General features: G+C 67.4%; 18 protein-coding genes and 1 pseudogene. 14 read left to right on the forward strand and 5 right to left on the reverse strand.

The annotated features are described in order from the left end of the window. The 4 genes and pseudogenes from C667_RS26360 to C667_RS06460 form a co-directional block, all read left to right on the forward strand. Nucleotides 1-317, forward strand: a pseudogene (locus tag C667_RS26360) (hypothetical protein); the annotation flags it as partial. Next, entirely contained in the window at nucleotides 314-1,087 is a 774-nt protein-coding gene (locus C667_RS06450; RefSeq protein ID WP_004358915.1) for an ABC transporter ATP-binding protein, read from the forward strand. The pseudogene C667_RS26360 and the gene C667_RS06450, both read left to right, overlap by 4 nt. Continuing rightward, nucleotides 1,077-1,817: an ABC transporter ATP-binding protein gene (locus tag C667_RS06455; RefSeq protein ID WP_039920893.1), complete on the forward strand. Its 741-nt coding sequence runs from the start codon at nucleotides 1,077-1,079 to the stop codon at nucleotides 1,815-1,817. The genes C667_RS06450 and C667_RS06455 overlap by 11 nt, the downstream gene beginning before the upstream one ends. Nucleotides 1,818-1,992: 175 nt before the next feature. Beyond that, nucleotides 1,993-3,012: a DUF475 domain-containing protein gene (locus tag C667_RS06460; RefSeq protein WP_004358919.1), complete on the forward strand. Its 1,020-nt coding sequence runs from the start codon at nucleotides 1,993-1,995 to the stop codon at nucleotides 3,010-3,012. A gap of 74 nt (nucleotides 3,013-3,086) precedes the next feature. Here C667_RS06460 and C667_RS06465 read toward each other — a convergent pair whose 3' ends face one another. Then, nucleotides 3,087-3,692: a hypothetical protein gene (locus C667_RS06465; RefSeq protein ID WP_004358921.1), complete on the reverse strand. Its 606-nt coding sequence runs from the start codon at nucleotides 3,690-3,692 to the stop codon at nucleotides 3,087-3,089. Nucleotides 3,693-3,940: 248 nt separating this feature from the next. Between C667_RS06465 and C667_RS06470 the strand changes: the two genes are divergently transcribed. Together C667_RS06470 and C667_RS06475 are read left to right on the forward strand one after the other, a co-directional pair. After that, nucleotides 3,941-4,567: a LysE family translocator gene (locus C667_RS06470; protein WP_004358924.1), complete on the forward strand. Its 627-nt coding sequence runs from the start codon at nucleotides 3,941-3,943 to the stop codon at nucleotides 4,565-4,567. Between the two features lie 601 nt (nucleotides 4,568-5,168). Beyond that, nucleotides 5,169-7,043: a choice-of-anchor I family protein gene (locus tag C667_RS06475; RefSeq protein WP_004358926.1), complete on the forward strand. Its 1,875-nt coding sequence runs from the start codon at nucleotides 5,169-5,171 to the stop codon at nucleotides 7,041-7,043. On the opposite strand, the gene C667_RS06480 is transcribed toward C667_RS06475, so the two are convergent. Beyond that, nucleotides 7,027-9,453, reverse strand: coding sequence for a molybdopterin-containing oxidoreductase family protein (locus tag C667_RS06480; RefSeq protein ID WP_004358928.1), 2,427 nt, complete (start codon nucleotides 9,451-9,453; stop codon nucleotides 7,027-7,029). The genes C667_RS06475 and C667_RS06480 overlap by 17 nt on opposite strands. Before the next feature lie 78 nt (nucleotides 9,454-9,531). On the opposite strand from C667_RS06480, the gene C667_RS06485 reads away from it, so the two are divergent. The 5 genes from C667_RS06485 to C667_RS25615 all read left to right on the forward strand — a co-directional run bounded on the left by C667_RS06485 (nucleotide 9,532) and on the right by C667_RS25615 (nucleotide 15,258). Continuing rightward, nucleotides 9,532-10,155: a LysE family translocator gene (locus C667_RS06485; protein WP_004358930.1), complete on the forward strand. Its 624-nt coding sequence runs from the start codon at nucleotides 9,532-9,534 to the stop codon at nucleotides 10,153-10,155. A 387-nt stretch (nucleotides 10,156-10,542) separates the two neighbouring features. Continuing rightward, nucleotides 10,543-11,391, forward strand: a complete 849-nt coding sequence (locus C667_RS06490; protein WP_004358932.1) for a tyrosine-type recombinase/integrase — start codon at nucleotides 10,543-10,545, stop codon at nucleotides 11,389-11,391. A gap of 12 nt (nucleotides 11,392-11,403) precedes the next feature. Then, complete coding sequence (locus C667_RS06495) at nucleotides 11,404-12,588, forward strand: IS91 family transposase (protein ID WP_004358934.1); 1,185 nt, start codon at nucleotides 11,404-11,406, stop codon at nucleotides 12,586-12,588. 446 nt (nucleotides 12,589-13,034) lie between these two features. Continuing rightward, on the forward strand, nucleotides 13,035-14,210 hold the full coding sequence (locus tag C667_RS06500; protein WP_211207670.1) for a hypothetical protein: 1,176 nt from the start codon (nucleotides 13,035-13,037) through the stop codon (nucleotides 14,208-14,210). An 88-nt stretch (nucleotides 14,211-14,298) separates the two neighbouring features. After that, nucleotides 14,299-15,258: a hypothetical protein gene (locus C667_RS25615; protein WP_157302221.1), complete on the forward strand. Its 960-nt coding sequence runs from the start codon at nucleotides 14,299-14,301 to the stop codon at nucleotides 15,256-15,258. On the opposite strand, the gene C667_RS06505 is transcribed toward C667_RS25615, so the two are convergent. Further along, nucleotides 15,242-16,360, reverse strand: a complete 1,119-nt coding sequence (locus tag C667_RS06505) for an ISAs1 family transposase (protein WP_004357766.1) — start codon at nucleotides 16,358-16,360, stop codon at nucleotides 15,242-15,244. The two genes, C667_RS25615 and C667_RS06505, sit on opposite strands and share 17 nt — an antisense overlap. Before the next feature lie 321 nt (nucleotides 16,361-16,681). On the opposite strand from C667_RS06505, the gene C667_RS25620 reads away from it, so the two are divergent. The 3 genes from C667_RS25620 (at nucleotide 16,682) to C667_RS06515 (ending at nucleotide 18,098) form a co-directional block, all read left to right on the forward strand. Next, nucleotides 16,682-16,900, forward strand: a complete 219-nt coding sequence (locus C667_RS25620) for a hypothetical protein (protein WP_157302223.1) — start codon at nucleotides 16,682-16,684, stop codon at nucleotides 16,898-16,900. Between the two features lie 117 nt (nucleotides 16,901-17,017). Beyond that, on the forward strand, nucleotides 17,018-17,632 hold the full coding sequence (locus C667_RS06510; protein ID WP_004358938.1) for a DUF1294 domain-containing protein: 615 nt from the start codon (nucleotides 17,018-17,020) through the stop codon (nucleotides 17,630-17,632). 52 nt (nucleotides 17,633-17,684) lie between these two features. Further along, entirely contained in the window at nucleotides 17,685-18,098 is a 414-nt protein-coding gene (locus tag C667_RS06515) for a GNAT family N-acetyltransferase (RefSeq protein WP_004358940.1), read from the forward strand. Between the two features lie 87 nt (nucleotides 18,099-18,185). On the opposite strand, the gene C667_RS06520 is transcribed toward C667_RS06515, so the two are convergent. Beyond that, on the reverse strand, nucleotides 18,186-19,178 hold the full coding sequence (locus tag C667_RS06520) for a c-type cytochrome (RefSeq protein WP_004358941.1): 993 nt from the start codon (nucleotides 19,176-19,178) through the stop codon (nucleotides 18,186-18,188). Further along, entirely contained in the window at nucleotides 19,175-19,843 is a 669-nt protein-coding gene (locus C667_RS06525) for a c-type cytochrome (protein ID WP_039920896.1), read from the reverse strand. The genes C667_RS06520 and C667_RS06525 overlap by 4 nt, the downstream gene beginning before the upstream one ends. Between the last annotated feature and the right edge of the window lie 94 nt (nucleotides 19,844-19,937).

Genomic DNA, 19,937 nt, shown 5'->3' on the forward strand with positions numbered 1-19,937 from the left:
CCGCGCGCGCCGCGATCGTCGACGCCCTCGTCCGCGGCGCCCCGTCTTCCGGCGGCCCGCAGCCCGCGCCGACGCTGCACGCCACGCCCGCACAGCGCGAGGCCCTGGTCGAGGACGCCAGCGGCGACCTGCTCGATGCCGTGCTCGCCCTGCTGCAGGCCGCTGCGGCCGCCCGCCAGGGTGCGCCGCGCTTCGGCCTGCCGGCGAACTTCGATCCGATCGAAGGCTGGATCACCGGCTGCACCCCGGTCGCCGGCCATGCCGCCTCGGCATCCTCCAGCCCGGCGTCGGCCACCGCGCAAGGACGCGCGCAATGACGTCGCTGCTCGAAGCCCGCGCCATCGACAAGCGCTTCGGCGGCCTGCAGGCGCTCTCCGGCGTCTCGCTGTCCATCCGCAAGGGCGAGATCTACGGCCTCATCGGCCCCAACGGCGCAGGCAAGACCAGCTTCTTCAACGCGCTCACCGGCATCCATCCGCCCGACGCCGGCGTGTTCCTGCTCGACGGCGCGGCCTTGCCCACCGAGCGACCGCAGGCGGTGGTGGCGCGCGGCATCGCGCGCACCTTCCAGAACATCCGCCTGTTCCGCGAGCTGAACGCGCTGGAGAACGTCATGGCCGCCCGCCACCGCCATACCCGCGCCGGGCTGTGGAGCGTGCTCGCCGGCACCCGCGCCAGCCGCGCCGAGGAGCGCGCCTGCACCGAGAAAGCGCACGCCCTGCTCGACTACGTCGGCATCGACCGGCTCGCCGGCAGCCTCGCGCACAGCCTCTCCTACGGCGACCAGCGCCGCCTCGAGATCGCGCGCGCGCTCGCCACCGCGCCGCGCCTGCTCGCGCTCGACGAGCCCGCCGCCGGCATGAACGCCACCGAGACCGCCGCGCTCGGCGAGTTGATCCGCCGCATCCGCGCCGACGGCGTCACCGTGCTGCTGATCGAGCACGACGTGAACCTGGTGATGGGCCTGTGCGACCGCGTCGCGGTGCTCGACTTCGGCCGCAAGATCGCCGAGGACGTGCCCGCCGCCGTGCAGCGCGACCAGGCCGTGATCGACGCCTACCTGGGCGGGGGCCGCCATGCCGCCTGAGCCCACGAGCCCCCTGCTGGCGTTGCGCCGGCTGGAAGTCGCGCATGGCGGCATTCCGGCCGTGCGCGGCATCGACCTGGAAGTGCGCGCCGGCGAGATCGTCTGCCTGATCGGCGCCAACGGCGCCGGCAAGAGCACCACGCTCAATGCCATCGCCGGCCTGCTGCCCTGCGCCGGTGGCGAGATCCACTACGCCGGCGCGCGCATCGACACGCTGCCGCCGCACCGCCGCGTCGCCGCCGGCATCGCGCTGGTGCCCGAGGGGCGCGGCATCTTCGGCCGCCTCACGGTGGAGGAGAACCTGCGCCTGGGCGCGTGGACGCGCGGCACCGAAGCCACGCTCGCCGAGGATCGCGAGCGCATCTGCTGCCTGCTGCCCCAGCTCGCCAGCCGCCGCGGGCAACTCGCCGGCACGCTCTCGGGCGGGGAGCAGCAGATGCTCGCGGTCGGCCGCGCCCTGCTGTCGCGCCCACGCCTGCTGCTGCTCGACGAACCCTCGATGGGCCTGGCGCCCAGGGTGGTCGAGGACATTTTCACGCTGATCGGCAAGATCGCGCGCGACGGCGTCGCCTTGCTGCTGGTGGAGCAGAACGCGCGACTGGCGCTGGAACTGGCTGATCGCGGGTATGTGATGGAGGGCGGCCGCATCGTGCTCGCAGGCGCCGGAGGCGATCTGCCGCGGGATCCCAGAGTGCGCTCAGCCTACCTCGGCGAACGCCCGGAAGGATGATTCGCGGCTTGCGCCGCTCCGACACAGGCCCCGGAAGCACGTTGGTTTCTGTAGGAGCGCCGGCAGGCGCGAAAGCAGCGCCTCGGAAAACCGCATCACCACCCCGCCCGTGAAGCGATAAGATTGCGCCCCTCGCGATGCCTTGGGCGCGTCGCCTGCTCCCACCGGACCCTCGATGCAAAACCTCAAGTACTTCACCTGGTCGATCGGCTTTACCGTCTTCGGGCTCGTAGGCGGCTACCTGCTCGGCGGCTGGCCCGCCGCCTTCATCGTCGCCGTGCTCGCGGTGCTGGAGACCTCGCTGTCCTTCGACAACGCGGTGGTCAACGCCACCGTGCTGCGCCACATGGACGAGAAGTGGCGCCAGCGCTTCCTGCTGTGGGGGATCCTGATCGCGGTCTTCGGCATGCGCATCGTGTTCCCGCTCGCGATCGTCGGCGTGGTGGCGAGCATGGGGCCGGTCGAGGTGGTCGATCTTGCGCTCTTCAACCCCGACGAATACGCCCGCCTGCTCACCTCCGCGCATCACGAGATCGCAGCCTTCGGCGGCGCCTTCCTGATGATGGTCTTCCTCAAGTTCTTCATCGACGAGAACAAGGACACCCACTGGCTGGCGCCGATCGAGAGCCCGCTGACCAAGCTCGGCCGCCTGGAAGCCGCGCAGATCCTGCTGACGCTGCTCGCCATCCTCGCCACCTCGGCGTGGATGGACGGCGCGGAGAAGCGCATGGAGTTCATCGTCGCCGGGGTGTGGGGGCTGGTCGTCTACATCATGGCCGACGGCCTGGGCGCGATCATGGGCGGCGAGGAGGGCGAAGGCGGCAAGATGGTCGCCAAGACCGGCTTCGCGGGCTTCATGTACCTGGAGCTGCTGGACGCGTCCTTCAGCTTCGACGGCGTCATCGGCGCCTTCGCGCTCACCACCAGCCTGCCGATCATCGCCATCGGCCTGGGCGTGGGCGCGATGTTCGTGCGCTCATTCACGCTGATGCTGGTGTATCGCGGCACGCTGGAAGCCTACCGCTACCTGGAGCACGGGGCCTTCTGGGCGATCGGCGCGCTGGCGGTGATCATGTTCGTCGGCGTGCATGTGCACATCCCCGAGACCTTCACCGGCCTGATCGGCGCGGTGCTGATCGGCGCGGCGTTGTGGAGCTCGCTGCGGCACAACCGTATCGCCTCGATCGGAAGCTGAATGCGCTCCGCAGGCCCAGCGCCGTTGTCGATGCGCGGGGCCTGCCGGAGCGCTCGACGGCTCCGCCACCCGGTTCAGTAGCCGGCGGAAGAGATCACCGTGTACAGCGTATCGAACTTGTAATCGGTAATTGGCGCGTTCGCCGCGCGGTGATGCCCGTACTGGTAGCGCGTCTTGCTGACGTGGAAATGGCTGATCGCTCCCGTGCCGCCGTCAGCCACGCACAGGATGACCGCAGCGGCGCCGTGCGCATCCTGGATCTTGCCCGTCGAGTCGTACTCCGAGACGACCTCCAGCCCGGCGGACTTTCGCTTGTCCCATTCCGCCCGTTGCGATGTCGCCTTGTTCGTGTCCACGTGGCCGGCGTAAAGCGCGTCCCCCAGCTTGAACGAAGCCATCACGCAACCGGTGAACTCGCCGCTGATGACCTCGCGACCGGCAAGCGCCGCCTCCGCGATCTTCTCGGTGCGGTAGGGCAGGAAGCGGACGGCGTGCTCACCATTGCCCGGCGGACGCTCGAAGAACTCGATCACCGTCGTCCCCCCGAGGGCGAGCACCCGATAACACCCGTCGAATGCCGGCCTGCCGGAGTTGATCAGCGTGCTGAGGCCCAGCAATTGCGTTCCCTGCTTCATCGACGTCGACAACATGATCCGCTCCCTCCCGGCGATGCAATCCATTTGATCCTAGCATCGCAATAACAGGCTCGCTGCCCCGAATTGGACGCGGTCGAGAAGGCGAACTGCACCGGCGGCCCACCCGCTCGTCGGGGATCGTCTGCAGGCGTTCTGGGCCGGAGTTCTTGCGCGGGTCCCGGAAAGCCCCATCGCGGCTCGGCGCTCTGCGCATGGACGCCAAGGGGTAAGATTCCGCCCACCCGGACCCACCGGATCGCCCACGCCAACCCACCACGCGTACGCCCGATTCCATGCTCACGCCAGACCAGCTCCTCGGTTTTCTCCTCGCCGCCGTCCTCGTCACCATCTCGCCCGGACCCGACAACCTGATGGTGCTGGGCACCGGCATGTCCAAGGGGCGCGCGAGCGGGATCGCGTTCGGGTTGGGATGCGCGCTGGGCTGCCTGAGCCACACGGCGCTCGCGGTGATCGGGGTCGGCGCGCTGATCGCGGCATCACCGCCGGCCTTCACCGCGCTGAAGATCTGCGGCGGCCTCTACCTGCTATGGCTGGGCTACGGCGCGCTGCGCAGCGGTGGCGGAGCACGGGTCGACAGCGCAGTGCAGTCCGAGCGCTCGCTCGGGGCGCTGTTCATGAAGGGCGTGATCGCCAACGCGATCAACCCCAAGGTGGTGCTCTTCTTCCTGTCCTTCCTGCCCCAGTTCGTCGCCCCCGCGCGCGGCGACGCAGCGTGGCAGATGGCGTCCCTGGGGGTGGTGTTCACCGTGCAGGCGGCGCTGCTGTTCGGCCTGCTCGGCTACTTCGCCGGCAGCGTCGGCCAGTGGATCAACCGCCGCCCGCGCGCCGGCCAGTGGCTGGACCGCCTCGCCGGCACGATCTTCGTCGCGCTCGGGCTGCGGCTGATCGTCACGCGCTGATCGGCCGCGTTCGCGCCTGCCGGCGCTCCTACATGAGGCGCTGCGGTTCCCTCGGACGCGTTCGCGCCTGCCGGCGCTCCTACACGAGGCGGCGCGGTTCCTTGGCCGCGTTCGCGCCTGCCGGCGCTCCTACATGAGGCGCTGCGGTTCCCTCGGACACGTTCGCGCCTGCCGGCGCTCCTACATGAGGCGGCGCGGTTCCTCGGCCGCGTTCGCGCCTGCCGGCGCTCCTACATGAGGCGGCGCGGTTCCTTGGCCGCGTTCGCGCCTGCCGGCGCTCCTACGCGAGGCGGCGCGGTTTCGCCGCCGTGTTCGCGGCTGCCGCCGCTCCTACGGGACGCGGGGCGGGCGGTGGTTCATGTAGGAGCGCCGGCAGGCGCGAAGACGGCGGTGGGAGGAGCGATGCGCGTCGCGTTCCCGATCGCCTCATTCAGGGCGGCCGGCGCTCGTGACGAGTCTTCGCGGGCATGCGGGTCGATCTGGCAAGGCGGCCGGACGGTGCGACGGCGTGCTGCGGATGGGCGGCCTCCGCGCTTTTGTAACAGCCCGGTCACGCTGTGCTCATAGATTCTGGGGCCTTTGTCCTCCGCCCCACGACACCATGAGCCACCGTCCGCGCCACGCCCTCAAGACCTTCTCCCTGAGCCTCCTCGCCGCCGCCACGCTGGCTGCCTGCACCAGCGACGAAGACGCCACGCCGTCGCCACCGACCACCGCTCCCGAGCCTACCCCCAGCTCGCTGCGCCTGGAGCGCATCGGCGGCTACGCCACCAATCTCTTCGGCAAGAGCGCCGCCGAGATCCCCGCCTACGACGCGGCCAGCAAGCGCGCCTTCGTGGTCAACGCCGACGCCGGCGCGGTCGATGTGCTGGACCTCTCCAACCCCGCCGCCCCTGTCTCCGTCGGCCGGCTCGACTCGCAAGCCCTGCTCGCCGGATCGGAGATCAACAGCGTCGCCGTGCACGGTGGCCTCGTCGCGGTCGCCATCCAGGCCAGCCCCAAGACCGACAAGGGCCGGGTCGCGCTCTACCGCGCGGCCGACCTCGCGCTCCTGGGCAGCGTCGAGGTCGGCGCCCTGCCCGACATGCTCACCTTCACCCCCGACGGCAAGACCGTGCTGGTCGCCAACGAAGGCGAGCCGAACGACGACTACTCGATCGACCCCGAGGGCTCGATCAGCGTGATCGACGTCTCCACCCCCTCGGCGCCGGTCGCGCGCAGCGCCGGCTTTGCCGCCTTCAACGGCCAGGAGAAGGCCCTGCGCGCCCAGGGCGTGCGCATCTATGGCCCCGGCGCGAGCGCCGCGCAGGACTTCGAGCCCGAGTACATCGCCGTGTCCGCCGATGGCGCCACCGCCTGGGCCACGCTGCAGGAGAACAACGCGCTCGCCCGCATCGACGTCGCCACGGCCACGGTCGGGGCGATCCTGCCGCTTGGCGACAAGGACCACGGTCTGGATGCGAACGCGTTCGATCCCTCCGACACCGACAAGAAGGCCGTCATCCAGGCCTGGCCGGGCGTGCGCGGCCTCTACCTGCCCGACGCGATCGCCTCGTACACCCACCAGGGCCGCACCCTGCTGGTCACCGCCAACGAGGGCGACGCGCGCACCTGGGGCGAGGGTGACGACGCCTACTGGGATGGCGACGCCAGCAAGGGCTTCGTCGAGGAGTTCCGCGTCAAGCACCTCACCAATGCCAAGGGCTGGTCCGGCCGCAAGGGCGACGACCTGCCGCCGCAGCTCGACGCGCTCGCCGACGGCGGCCTGCTCGACCCGACGGTCTTCGCCTACTGCGGCGCGGTCGCCGGCAGCCCCGGCCAGTGCCGCGACGACGACCAGCTCGGCCGCCTCAACATCACCTGGACGATGGGCTATCGCCAGGACGCCGACGGCAGGCCGATCCTCTTCGATGCCGCCGGCAACGAGAACCCGGCGGGCACCCGCCTGATGTACGACACGCTCTATGCCTTTGGCGGGCGCTCGTTCTCGATCCGCGATGAGGACGGCAAGCTGGTGTGGGACTCGGGCGCCGAGATCGAGCGCTTCCTCGCCAGCGACGAGTGCAAGCTCGGCGCCGCGCGCAACCTCCCCTGCGCCGACTGGTTCAACGCCAACCACGAGGAAGGCGACACGCTCGACAACCGCAGCGACAACAAGGGCCCCGAGCCCGAAGGCGTCGCGCTCGGACGCATCGGCGACAAGACCTTCGCCTTCGTCGGCCTCGAGCGCATGGGCGGCGTGCTGGTGTATAACATCACCGACCCGCAGGCGCCGACGCGCGTGGACTACCTGAACCCGCGCGAGGACTGGACCACGGAAGACCCCGCGACCGTGCTCGCGAGCGTCGGCGACCTCGGCCCCGAAGGCCTGCACTTCATCCCCGCCAAGGACTCGCCCAACGCCAAGCCGCTGCTCCTGGTCGGCAACGAGGTCAGCGGCACCACGGCGGTCTACCAGCTCAACCTGAACTACTGAGCGGCTCGATCTCGCACAGCCCCGAGCGCAGGGGCTGCGAGCCGGCGACGGGATCGACGCGGCGGTCGGAGACGAGGCGACTGTAGTTGGCGCCCTCCTCCGAGCGCGCGTCGTAGCCGTCCGCCGCGTCCGCCGTGCCCGGCTGCCACCAGCCGTACTCCACCCACACCACGCGCGCATCGAGCGCCGCATCGAAGCGCGCATGCATACGGATGGCACCGTTGGCGGTGCGCACCCGCACCGGGTCGCCCTCGGCGATGCCGCGCGCGCGCGCCGCGTCCGGGTGCAGATGCACCGAGGGTTCGGGCGAATGCCGGCGCAGCGAGGGCGCCTGGCGGTCCTGGCCGTGGCGGAAGTGGCGCAGCTTGGCGGTGGTCATCACCAGCGGAAACGCCGCAGAAGCTTCCCCGAACGGCGAGTCGGCCGGCTCATCGAAGCGCGGCAGCGGCGGCTCACCGTGCTCGAGCAGGGTCTCGGAATACAGCTCGATGCGCCCGCTCGGCGTGCGGAAGCCCTCCTCCACCTGCTTGCGATAGCGGGTAGGCGCGGGTATCGCGAGCCCGCCCGGGTGCGCGCGCAGCGTCTCGAGCGTGAGCCCGGTGGGCGCGAGCACATGAGCCAGCCCGGCCTCCAGGTCGCCACCCCAGAAGTGCTCGCCCAAGCCCAGCCGCTGCGCGAGCTCGAACACCACCCAGGCATCCGCGCGGCTGTCGCCGAGCGGCGCGATCGCCGCCGGGCGCAGCTGCACCCAGGACTCCGCCGCCTGGCTGCCCTCGAAGCCCACGCGCAGGGCCTCGCGCTCCCACGGCGTGCAGATCGGCAGCACGATGTCGGCCAGCGCTGCGGTGGGCGTCAGCGTGAGGTCGGCGTAGACGCAGAACTCGAGCGCGGCCAGCGCCTCGGCGGCGCGTTCGGCATCCGCGTGGTTGAGCAGGAAGTCGCGGCCGAAGCCGACGAGGGCGCGGATCGGGTACGGCCGCTCCTCCAGGATCGCGTCCCACAGCGCGTCCGAGCCGATGAGGCCGAGCCTGGCCGGGCCGAGCCGCGAACGCTCGAGCCCGATGCAGCGCGCGCGCTGCGCAGCGCCGAGCAAGTCCTTGCCGCTGGCGTCGTTCGCCGGCGCGGGGGTGAACGCGACGTTGCCGCCCGGCGCATCGAAGCTGCCGGTGAGCGCCATCAGCGTGGCGATGGCGCGGTCGGTCTGGGTGGCGTTGGTGTGCTGGCACACGCCTGCCCAGCAGTAATACGACACCGCCGGCCCGGCCTCGTGGAGCAGGCGGGCGAGCGCCTCCACCTGCGCGGGCTCGATCCAGCACAGCGCGGCGACGCGCTCGGGCGTGTAGTCGGCACAGGCCTGCTCGAAGCGCGCGAACACGGTCTCGCAGCGCACCACCCGTCCGTCGGCCAGATGCGCATCCACGCTGCCCGCCAGCACGGGCTCCACCCCGCTCCCCGCCGACCCGCGCACCCCTCGGCCGCAGGCGATCAAGCGGCCATCCGCCGCGAGCGCGACAAAGTCGTCCGCCCCCGCCCCCGCCGGTGGCGCGGCAAGCTCGCCCGCGCGCAGCAGGCGCCCGTCGTCGCCACGCACCAGCAGCGGCGCGTTGCTGAAATCGCGCACGAAGGCTGCGTCGAACCAGCCCCGCGCCAGCATCACCCGCGCCGCCCCGAGCGCGAGCGCCCCGTCCGAACCGGGCCGCACGCGCAGCCACAGGTCGGCGTCGGCCGCGAAGCCCGCCTTGCGCGGATCGACCACCACCACCTTCGCCCCCGCCTTGCGCGCCGCGCGGATCGCCAGGGAGTTGGCCAGCCAGGTGTCGCGCGGGTTGTGGCCCCACAGCACGATGCAGCGGCTGTGCGCGAAGTCCGGCGTGGCGATGCCGCGGCCGAAGGTGAGCTGGTGGGTGAAGTCCTTGTGCCAGTTGCAGATCTCGGTGCCGTTGGCCACGTTGGGGCTGCCGAAGGCGTTGGCCAGGCGCTCGATCCAGCGGATGTCGTCGGCGATCGGCGTGCCGCTCGGCGTCGCGATCGCGAACGCCACCGCCTCGGGCCCCGACTCCGCGCGCACCCGCAAGAGCGCCTGCGCCACCCGGCCGAGCGCCTCGTCCCACGAGATCTCGCGCCAGCCCGGATCGGCATCGCCCTTGGGCCGCGTGCGCAAGAGCGGGCGCAGCACGCGCTGCGGGTCGTAGACCAGCTCGGGCGCCGCACGCCCCTTCACGCACTGCGCGCGCCCGGTCGGATGCGCCGGGTCGGGCAGCTGCGCCACCAGGCGCCCGTCCTCCACCACCATGCGCGAGCCGCAGCGCGACTTGCACAGGCCGCAGAAGCCGGGGATGGAACGGCGCGAGGCGGAAGAATCCGTCGAAAGATCATCGGACATGGTGGCCAGCATGACGTTGTGGTTCAATCGAGGGCAAGGCGCTTGCTTGCGCACTGTCCCATCCTAGCAGCCCGGCGCCGCACGCCAAGCCTCCGGAGACACTTCGTGCCCATCGATGTCCTGCTTGCCTTCGCCGCCGCGGCGCTCGCCGTCGTCCTCATCCCCGGCCCGACCGTGCTGCTGGTCAGCTCCCACGCCTTCGCCCACGGTCTGCGCCCCGCGCTGCTGTGCATCCTCGGCGTCTGCCTCGGCGACCTCGCCGCCATGAGCCTCAGCTTCCTCGGCCTCGGCGCCGTGCTCGCCGCTTCGGCCAGCCTGTTCCTCGTCCTCAAATGGCTCGGCGCGGCCTACCTGCTCTACCTCGGCCTTCAGCTCTGGCGCGCTGCGGAGACGCCGCTCCACGCCGCCGAACCGGTCCGCCGCAGCGCCGGCCGGATCGTGCTGCGCGCCTTCCTCGTCAACGTGCTCCATCCCAAGGGCCTCGCCTTCTACGTCGCCTTCCTGCCCCAGTTCCTCGACCCCGCCCGCCCGGTGCTGCCGCAGATGGCGAGCCTGATGGCGGTCTTCTGCGCGATCGCCTTCTCGGTGCTGCTGGGCTACGCGCTGACGGCGACCCGCTTCCGCTCGGCGCTCGCGCAGCCGAATGCGCTGCGGGTGTTCAACCGGACCGGGGCAGCGTGCCTGTTCGGCGCGAGCGGATATACGGCCATGCTGCAGCGGGGTGGGTAGAGGGGTGGTGAGGCGGTTGCAGGATGCGCTGACGGGTGCAAGGGCATCGGCAACTGTAGATCTACGGGGGACTCCGGCGGGCGGACCGCGGCCAGGAACCGTCACAGGCGACCCAATCCGGATAGCGGCTCCGGGCGCAGCGGTATGCTACTGGCCTGCATGCCAAATCGGTCGCCTCGACTCGGAAAGCTGTCGGCTGCTGCTTTTCCTGCCTTGTTATGCTGTGTTTCGCGTAGTTTTTGCTTCTAAACAGTAACTTGCAGAACACGTTGAACTAAACCGCTGACGCGGTGGCCGCGAACCCAAGCGCCACCGCGTTTTTCATGACGTCAGCGCCGACGACCTACCTTGAAACCGGGGATGTCCCCGTGTTCAAGGAGAAGTGTCATGAGCCCCTTACGTCAGCAGATGATCGACGCGATGGTGCTGCGCGGATTGGCGCGGCGCACGCAGCAAGCCTACCTGTCGGTGGTTGCCAAGTTGGCCGCGCACTACCGCTGCAGTCCCGACCGCCTCGATGCCGCGCAGGTGAAGGCCTGGCTGCTGCACCGGATCACCGAGCGGCACCTTGCCTACACGACCGTGAACCAGGCCGTGTGCGCACTGAAGTTCTTCTTCGACATCGTGCTGGGCCGCACGGCCGAGGCCGTCTCGATTCCCTACGCTCACACGCCGCAGCGTCAGCCGGAGATCCTCTCGCGCGAGGAACTGGCGCGACTGTTCGAGGCGGCCGCCAATCTGCGCACGCGCACGCTGTTGATGACGGCTTACGCGGCCGGACTGCGGGTGTCCGAGGTGTGTGCGCTGCGCGTGGCCGACATCGACAGCGCACCGGATCGCATGTGCATCCGGGTGGTGGCGGGCAAGGGCGGCAAGGATCGCTACACGCTGCTCAGCCCGAGCCTGCTCGAAGCGCTGCGCGTCTATTGGCGCATCTGCAAACCCCGCGTATGGCTGTTCCCTCGCGCCACCGATGCCGCCCAGCCGTTCGACATCAGCAGTGCGCAACGTGCGTACTACCGTGCCCGCGACCGGGCTGGTATCACCAAGACGGGCGGCATCCACACGCTGCGCCACGCCTTCGCCACCCATCTGCTCGAGGCCGGCATCGATCTGGCCACGCTCGCGAAGCTCCTGGGCCACGGCCACCTGTCGACCACGCAGCGCTACCTGCATCTGGCGCGTCCGGGTTCAATCCCCCACGACAGCCCGCTCGATCTGTTGCGCCGGCTCTGAGGCCGAGCGGCCATGGACCGGCCCACGCTGGCCGGCATCCTGCGCACGCACGGCAGCACCTACAGCCGGGGCCATGCTCTGTCGCCCACCCAGGCGCGGGTCTGGCGGGCCATCGTCGACTGCCGCACACCAGCCCTCGGCGGCGTGCGTGAGCGATGTGCGAATTGCGGCGCCGAGCGCCATGTCTGGCGCTCGTGTCGCAACCGCCATTGCCCGCAGTGCCAGACGCGGGCCAAGGAGGCCTGGCGTGCGGCGCGCCTGCGTGAGGTGCTGCCGGTGCCCTACGCGCACTGGGTGTTCACGCTACCCCACGCGCTCAATCCACTGGCAATCCGGCTCCCGCGCTGGCTCTACGGCGCGCTGTTCGACAGTGCGGCGGCGACCTTGCTCGAGCTCGCCGCCAACCCGCGCTGGCTGGGCGCCGTGCCTGGCTTCAGCCTCGTGCTCCACACCTGGAGCCAGGACCTGCGCATGCACCTGCATGTGCACGCCCTGATCACCTGTGGCGGGCTCGACGCCGAGGGCAGATGGCGCGCACCGGTGCGCGGCCCGCGCTTCCTGTTTCCCGTCCAGGCCGCCTCGAAGGTGTTTCGCGGCAAGTTCCTCGCGCGGCTCGACGCGGCCCACCGCAGCGGCGAGCTGCCCGACGATCCGCACGCTGCGCCGGGTGCATGGCAAGCCCGCCGCCGTGCGCTGCTGGCGCACGACTGGGTGGTCTACGCCAAGCCGCCGCCGGGCGGGCCCGCCCAGGTGCTCGATTACCTTGTCCGCTACACGCACCGCGTGGCGCTCTCCAATGACCGCCTGCTCGGCTGCGATGCGGGCCAGGTGCGCCTTCGGGTGCGCGACAACGAAACCGGCGGCAAACGCACGGTGAGCCTGCCGACCGACACCTTCATCGGACGCTTCCTGCGCCACGTGCTGCCGGCCGGCTACAAGCGCCTGCGCCACTACGGGCTGCTCGCCTGCGGCCACAAGCGTGCCCGGCTTGCCGCCGCCCGTGCGGCGCTCCAGACGCCGGCACCACAAGCGACGGTGATCGAAGCGGCCGAGCACTTCCTCGCGCGCGTAAGCGGGGAGGACCCGCGATGCTGCCCGCACTGTGGAGTCGGGCGTTGGCACACGGTCGAGATCGTCATGGCTCGCCGGTACGATCCGCCCGCGCCGGCGCCGCGCTGTCGGGATGGGCCGACATGAACACGCACGCAGTCCGGACTCGCTCCTTGCCGATGCAACGTCCGCACCGGCAGGCCGTGGCACGTTCCCAGATTGGCGGACGCGACCGACACCGCACGCCCGGCGCACGGCCGGCACCCGATTGCGGCCCAGTACGACGATGGTCGCGAGCGCTGAGCCGGGAGAGGCTACTCGCCGATGCCAAGATCCTGTCGCGCCCTATCCAATGTGGATGGCCCGCGCGTAGAATCCCCAGCATCACCGCCTGAGCGGCGGTTCAGTTCAACAAGGCTTATCCCTCGCGGCAGGCGCCCGCGCACTGAACGGCGCTTGCGGCGCGAGGGATAAACCCTATTCGTTGAAATCACAACCCACCTCTCCATACGCATATGACTACATCGCTACCCGCACTCCTAGATACACCCAAGAAGGGGCAGTTCCCGGCCATGGTAAGCCGTGAGTCTGACTTGCTCGCGCAGGCAAGGAAGCTTTTTGACGTCGGCTTCTATGACCATTCCTTGCTGGACGTTTGGAACGCATCGGTCCACAACCTCCGCCGGAGAATTGAGGCATACGGCGTCGATCTATTCGAATCTGTTGCAAAGGACGAGTCCGGGCGCAAGAAATACGATAAGGACGGAGAAACGATTTCAGAGCGGTGGGCGGGCGTCGACGACCTCGTGCTGATTAGTTGCGCAACAAAGCTTGGCCTATTAAACAAGAAGGCTGGCAAGTCCCTTGAAATGATTAACTGGATGCGAAACCACGCATCTCCTGCGCACGACAGTGACCATAAGGTCGAGCAGGAAGACGTTATTGGTTTGGTATTAATCCTTCAAAAGAATCTGTTTGAATCCCCCCTTCCAGATCCTGGGCATTCTGTCTCCGGCCTGTTCGACCCGATCAAGAAAACAAAGCTCGGGAAGGACGAAATCGAATTGTTGTCCGATCAAATCAATGCGTTGAAGGTTGCCGATGTAAAGGTTGCCTTCGGCTTTTTCCTTGATCTGCTGTGCAAGGGTACCGAGCCAGCGTTAGCGAACACAAAGAAACTATTCCCGTCAGTTTGGGAGAGAGCGTCCGACGATCTGAAGAAGACCGCGGGGTTGCGCTATCACGGTTATAAGCTGAATCCCGATGAAGACGACAGTTCTGATAAAGGGGGCAGCACCCGCATCCTTGATTTCCTAACCGAAAGCGGGGGCATCCAGTATATACCGGACGGCGCGAGGGCATCTATCTATAGGCGAGCTGCAAAGGCCCTTGCGGCTGCTAAGGATGCATCGTACGGCTGGTCTGCTGAAGTCTCAGCAGCAAAGACGCTTGAACAGTTCGGCCCGTATGTTCCGTCCACCGCTTTTGCTGAGGTCTACCAAGAGATTCTTTCCGTTTGGTGTGGAAACTATTGGGGTGACTCCGGGGCGTCTGCATACCTTGGGGATTTCATCGATTCCCTCAACACAAGCCAGCTTCGGGAACTGGCGAACATGTTCGTCGATAACGAGCGGGTGAAAGCTGAATTGTTTCAGACCAAGCCAAAGGGTAAGGCAAAGAGACTGCTTATGGACATCAAGGCCAAATTGACCATTCAGGCACACCTTGACGAGATAGATGCAATCATCAAGGCAGTGGAGGAAATGTGATTTCTAACCCTGCGGTCCACCGGACGCTGCGCGATAAAGCCGCGCAGCGCCGGTGACCTCCACGTTAGCCATAAGAGGACGCACATACGTGGCTGATTCTGATGTGTTGAATTCTTGCGAGGCGTTGCACCCGTCGTGCATAGCCAAGATCTTGTCCGGTGGGCTGCTACCTAAAGGCGGCGACCTCTGGCGTTTGGAGAACGAGATCAAGCCGGCCGATCTGTATTGCTACTTGCATGCGAAGTTCGGCCAACCGAACGGCCTACAGAACCTACTAAGACGGAATGATTCCGACAATCTTATTCACTGGGATTGGACGCTTGGGCACGAAAACGGGCTTCTGATGATTATGGGGCTGAACTTCCGAACGGAGGTTCACTTGCTCGGAGACTGGAAGTCCTCGGGCTTCACAAAAGACGCCTTCATTGCTGAGGTCAAGAATGACCTAGTTAACCATGGGAAGGAGATGTCGCGGATACGGAAGGAAGTGCTGGAAGATTGGGAACTGTTCGTAAACCCGTACAAGAATCTCAGAGAATCGATTCTTCGCCTCAAGGAAGAGTTGGACTTCCTTCAACTAGACCCCTCAAAAGAAGCGCTTACCAACCCTGCTTCGATTGATGACTTCCAGAGGTTCAATGATGAGTTCTCGTCTTTGACCAAACGTTATGACCGAGGAATGGGCCTCGCGATGGCGCTCAGAATGATGATTCCGGTTCTTGCGGAGTCCTTTTTGAATCTCCTGTTTTTCATACTATGTCGTCCCGACATCAAGAGCAATCCTCGCCTGTACGACACCGCGGTGCGTGCGAATATCGATGTGAAAGCGCAATCGCTCCATATCAACTGTATTGGCTTTAGTGCGCCTGTGGATTGGTCTTCCGCGCCATGCGCGACCTACAACTCTGTAGTAAATGAACGGAACGACCTGCTGCACGGAAATGTCGTTCTCGACAAATTGAAGTTTGACGAAGTGTTCTTTAATGGAACAGTGCCGGTGTTTAAGCAATACCCAGGGCCTCCGCACTCGCCTAGCATATCGATCTGATCCCCAGCATGCGCTCCCGTACTCCGTCATCCCACGCCGCCCCCTTGCGCTTGAGCCGAAGGCTGCTCTTGCGCGTGTCGGTCTTGTCGGCGCGGATGATGTTGAGCGCGATCTTGCGCAGCATCGACAGGTTCTGCGGCGCATTATCTTTGGCCACCGTGCTGGCGTCCTCGCTGAAGCTGACGTCGAGGATCCAGTGAAGCCGGTTCTCCACGCCCCAGTGCGCTCGCACCGCTGCAGCCAGTTGCTCGGCGGTGAGGGCGCGCGAGCTGATGTAGTAACGCCGCTCCAGATCGGATTCCTTGTCGCCGACGACCCGCATGGAGTCGATGCGCCCAATCGTCACACACTTGGGCCAGTCGCCCGGATCGACGATGCCCTTGGACGACAGCACCGAGGCGATCTGCCCAACGGTGCGTCCATGGCCGCGCTCGACCAGCGCGCTGCGGTCGACCGACTCGACGCCGTGCTGGTCGATGAAGGCGATCTCGATCGCTTCGAGCAGCTTGGGCTGGTTACCCTTGACCATCAGCAGGTAGTCGCCCTTCTTCGCAACGATCTGTTTGGCAATGCTTTTCTGGCAGCCCATCGCGTCGATCGTGACCAGCAGTCCCTTGATCGACAGCGCCTCGAGCAGCTCGGGAATCGCCGTTATTTCATTGCTCTTGGTGGCGACCTTCTCCTGGCCGAGCACCAGTCCCAGCTCGGTGGCGAAGGCGCTGACCATGTGGATCGCACTCTCGCCGCCCGTGCCCGAGCCGCGCACGGTCTTGCCGTCGACCGCAATCGTGCCAGCCAGGCCCGCATCGTCGCTGAGCGCACCGACCACGCCGCCCACCCAGCGCCGGAACATGTTCTCGAACTGCTTCGGATCGAGCGCGCGCAGGATCCGCAGGAAGGTCTCCTCGGACGGGATGCCGTTCTTGAGCACGAGGAAGCGGCGCAACCACGCCTCCTTGGTGCGCGCCCAGAAGGTGATGTCCTCGACCGTGTCGCAATCCGAGAGCACGGCGGCGATCAGGATCACCAGGATCTCCCGGAAGTCGTGCAAGGTCCCGTTACTCGGCTTGCGCGGATCATCGATTTCGTCCAGATAGCTCATCAGGGAACCCCTCTGCGTCGCACTCACGCTCTTCGCCCAAAAGACGAGAGTAGACGTGATTTTCGAAGGGTCCACAAGGTGAATGCATAAGATGTTGAATGTGAACGACTATTTTCAGGTGCTTATGCGATCAGGGAGAATGCATTCCGAGTGCGGAGGCCCTGAAGCAATACCGCACCCTTTGGCAGCAGTCCGTCGGAGTCTCGATTGAGGCTTCGGGAATCGGAAAGATCACAGCTGATCTTGCCGCAGTCGAAGCGTTCATCAAGTACGTGCTCAGCTGTTTGGGTGACGAAATACGAGAGCAGGTGGAGATCTTTCTTGAAAGGAGAGACCTGGGTAGAAACCGAAAAAATCAGCGGCTGGGTGTCCTGTTTCCCGATCACATGGTGGATTTCGGAATGGGGCTGGCACGGGAATCCGAAGCGTATGCAGAATCTCAACAAGACAAGAATGGCTAACAAGCGCGTGAACTCGGGCAGCCGAAAGCGGCGCCGCTTCGCTCTGCCGCTTTCGCCTGCCGGTTACGCGCAGCGTTGAATGACAGCTCTTCCCGAAGCTCAATGACTGCAACGGGTCGAATCGAGTCGCCTGTCACAGACATTCTCTGTCCCCCCTGTCATCATCCGCTCCTCCTCCGCATCGACACCCCACCCCATGCGCCACCAAGGAAAGATCACCACCTGGAAGGACGACAAAGGCTTCGGCTTCATCACGCCCAACGGCGGCGGCGAGCCGGTCTTCCTTCATGTCAGCAGCCTCGCCAACCGCCAGCGCCGGCCGGAGGGCAACGAGCTCGTCAGCTACGAGCTCGCCACCGATGCCAAGGGGCGGCCGCAGGCGAAGGCCGTCGCCTTCGTCGGAGAGCGCGCAGTGGCGCGGGCCGCGCCGGGGCGCAGCGCCCTGCCCCCGCTGTTCGCGGCGGCTTTCTTCGTCTTGCTGGGGGTGCTGGCCTGGCTCGGGCGGCTGCCGCTGGCGGTGCTCGGGCTGTACGCGGCGGCGAGCGTGGTGGCCTTCCTCGCCTACGGGCACGACAAGTCGGCCGCGGTGCGCGACGCCTGGCGCGTCAAGGAGAACACGCTGCACCTGTTCTCGCTGCTCGGCGGCTGGCCGGGGGCGCTGGCGGCGCAGCGGCTGCTCCGCCACAAGTCTTCCAAGGCCTCGTTCCAGACCACCTACTGGATCACCGTGGTGCTCAACTGCGCGGCGCTCGCCTGGCTGCTGTCGCCCTATGGGGCGCAGACGCTGCAGGCGATGCTCGCGGCGGTCTGAGCTTCCGGCCGCTTTCCCGATCCCCCCGCCACTGCCCCCGGAGTCTCCGCGCATGCCCGCCGACGTCGTCGTCTCCCTGTCCGACACCGTCGAGCACGACGAGGTGCTGGCGCTCTACGTCGCCAATCGCTGGTCGTCCGCCGAGAAGCCCGAGCTGCTGATGCGCGCGCTGCGCGACTCGCACGCGCTGGCGACCGCGCGCATGGACGGGCGGCTGGTGGGCCTGGTCAATGCGATCTCGGACGGGCACCTGGTGGCGTATTTCCCGCACATGCTGGTGCTGCCGGCGTTCCAGCGCCAGGGCGTCGGGCGCCGGCTGATGGCGGCGATGCTCGCGCGCTACCGCGACTTCCACCAGCTGATGCTCACCGCCGACGGCGACGCGGTGGCGTTCTACGAGGCGATGGGCTTTACCCGCGCCGGGCGCACGGTGCCGATGTGGATCTACGCGGGGAACGATCACTGAGCTGCGGCGCCCGTCCGGCGGAGACGCCCGCCGGGGCGAGCGCAGGATCGTGGCGGAGCGACCGTCTCCGTCGCTCCGCCTGGCTCGTCAGTCGAAGTTGAAGCTGCGCGACTTCAGTGATTCCGGCTTGAGAAAAGGTTTCTCGCCGGTGTTGTCGTGCTGGCCCAGCACCTTGCCGTTGAACTCGGTGCCGTAGCGCGAGTGCTTGTGGAAGCCGAGGTGCTTCTCGCGCGTCTCGCGGGCGTCGCCGGTGTAGCGCGGGTCCTGCGGCCGTTCCTGGCTGTTGATGTACCAGGCGACGTTCCAGGCCTCCTTCTCGCTCAGTGATCCCGGCTTGCCGAGCGGCATGTTGAGATGGATGAACGAGGCCGCGGTGTAGACGCGCGCGATGCCGGCGCCCCAGTTGTAGGAGGTGTCGCCCCACAACGCGGGGAAGACCACCTTGCCGTCGACCTTCTTGCCGGCGCCGTCGTCGCCATGGCACAGCGCGCAGTTGTCGCGGTAGACGGACTGGCCGGCCTCGTAGCTGACGTCCTCGGGGATCTTGTTGCCGAGGTGGTTGAAACCGCGCCCGCCGATCTTGCGCTCGTACACCGGCGCCTTGGTCGCCAGCCACTGGTGGTACGCGCTTAGGGCCAGCATCTCGTCGCTGCCGTAGACGGGCGACGTGCCGTTCATCGAATAGGCGAAGCAGCCGGCGATGCGCTCCTCGAGCGAGTTCACGTGGCCGTTCTTGCCACGGTAGTCCGGCAGCGTCGTTGCCGCGGGCCACACCGGGCCGGACCAGTTGTAGCCGCCTCCGCCGATGTGGCAGTTGCTGCAGCTCATGTCGTTGAAGACGTACTTGCCGCGCAGCTGCTGGGTGTTCTCGAACAGGTCGCGCCCCTTGAGGATGACCTTGCGCAGTTCGGGATGGAGGCTCTCGTCGCGCATCAGCTCGTCGAGCGTCGGTGCCTGATGCACGTAGGCGCCGTCCTTGTACGCGGGGAGCTTGATCGGCACCCGGGCGTCGGCGGCAAGGGCGGCAGGCGCGGCGAAGGTGGCGGCCAGGGCGAGGATCAAGGCATTGGCTTGGGTCATTTCGCACCTCCCTGCGCAGACTGGACCGGTTGGGCGGCGAGGTAGGCCGCGACGGCGTCGATCTCGGCTTCGGTCAGGCGCTCGGCCACGGCGCTCATGACGTCGAGCGGGTCGTTGGCGCGCGCACCCTGCCGCCAGGCCTCGAGCTGCTGGCGAATGTAGGTCGCGTGCTGGCCGGCGATGCCGGGGAAGTTTGCATCGACGCCCGCGCTGCCCGGGCCGTGACAGCTCTCGCACGCGGGCAGGTGCCGGCTCCAGTCGCCCTGGGTCGCCAGCTTCTCGCCCAGCGCCATCGCCTCGGCGGGCGCCGGCTTGCCGGGCATGGCCGGAACCGGCAGGCCGGCGTAGTAGGCCGCCACGTCGACGATCTGCGCCTCGCTCAGGCTGGACAGGTTGGCCTGCATGACCGGGTTGTTGCGCGCGCCCGACTTGTAGTCGCGGATCTGCTTGGCGATGTAGTCGGCGGGGAGCCCGGGCAGGCGCGGGAAGCCGGCCTCATCCACACCCGCGCCATCCGGGCCATGGCATGCGATGCAGGGCGCCCCGACACCGTCGCCCTGCAAGGCGATCTTCTCACCGTTCGCGACATCGCCCGCCGCCAGCGCTGCGCCGCCCGACAGGGCCAACCCCGCCGTCAGCGCTGCGAACATACGTATTCCGAACATACCGGCTCCTCCTTTTCTTAGAAGGCGTCCAGTATATTACGATTTGCTTGTATTATTTGCCCGAATATGAATATGAGTGTGCCTGCGCCATGTG

The organism is Thauera phenylacetica B4P (genome assembly GCF_000310225.1).
GTDB classification, from domain to species: Bacteria; Pseudomonadota; Gammaproteobacteria; order Burkholderiales; family Rhodocyclaceae; genus Thauera; species Thauera phenylacetica.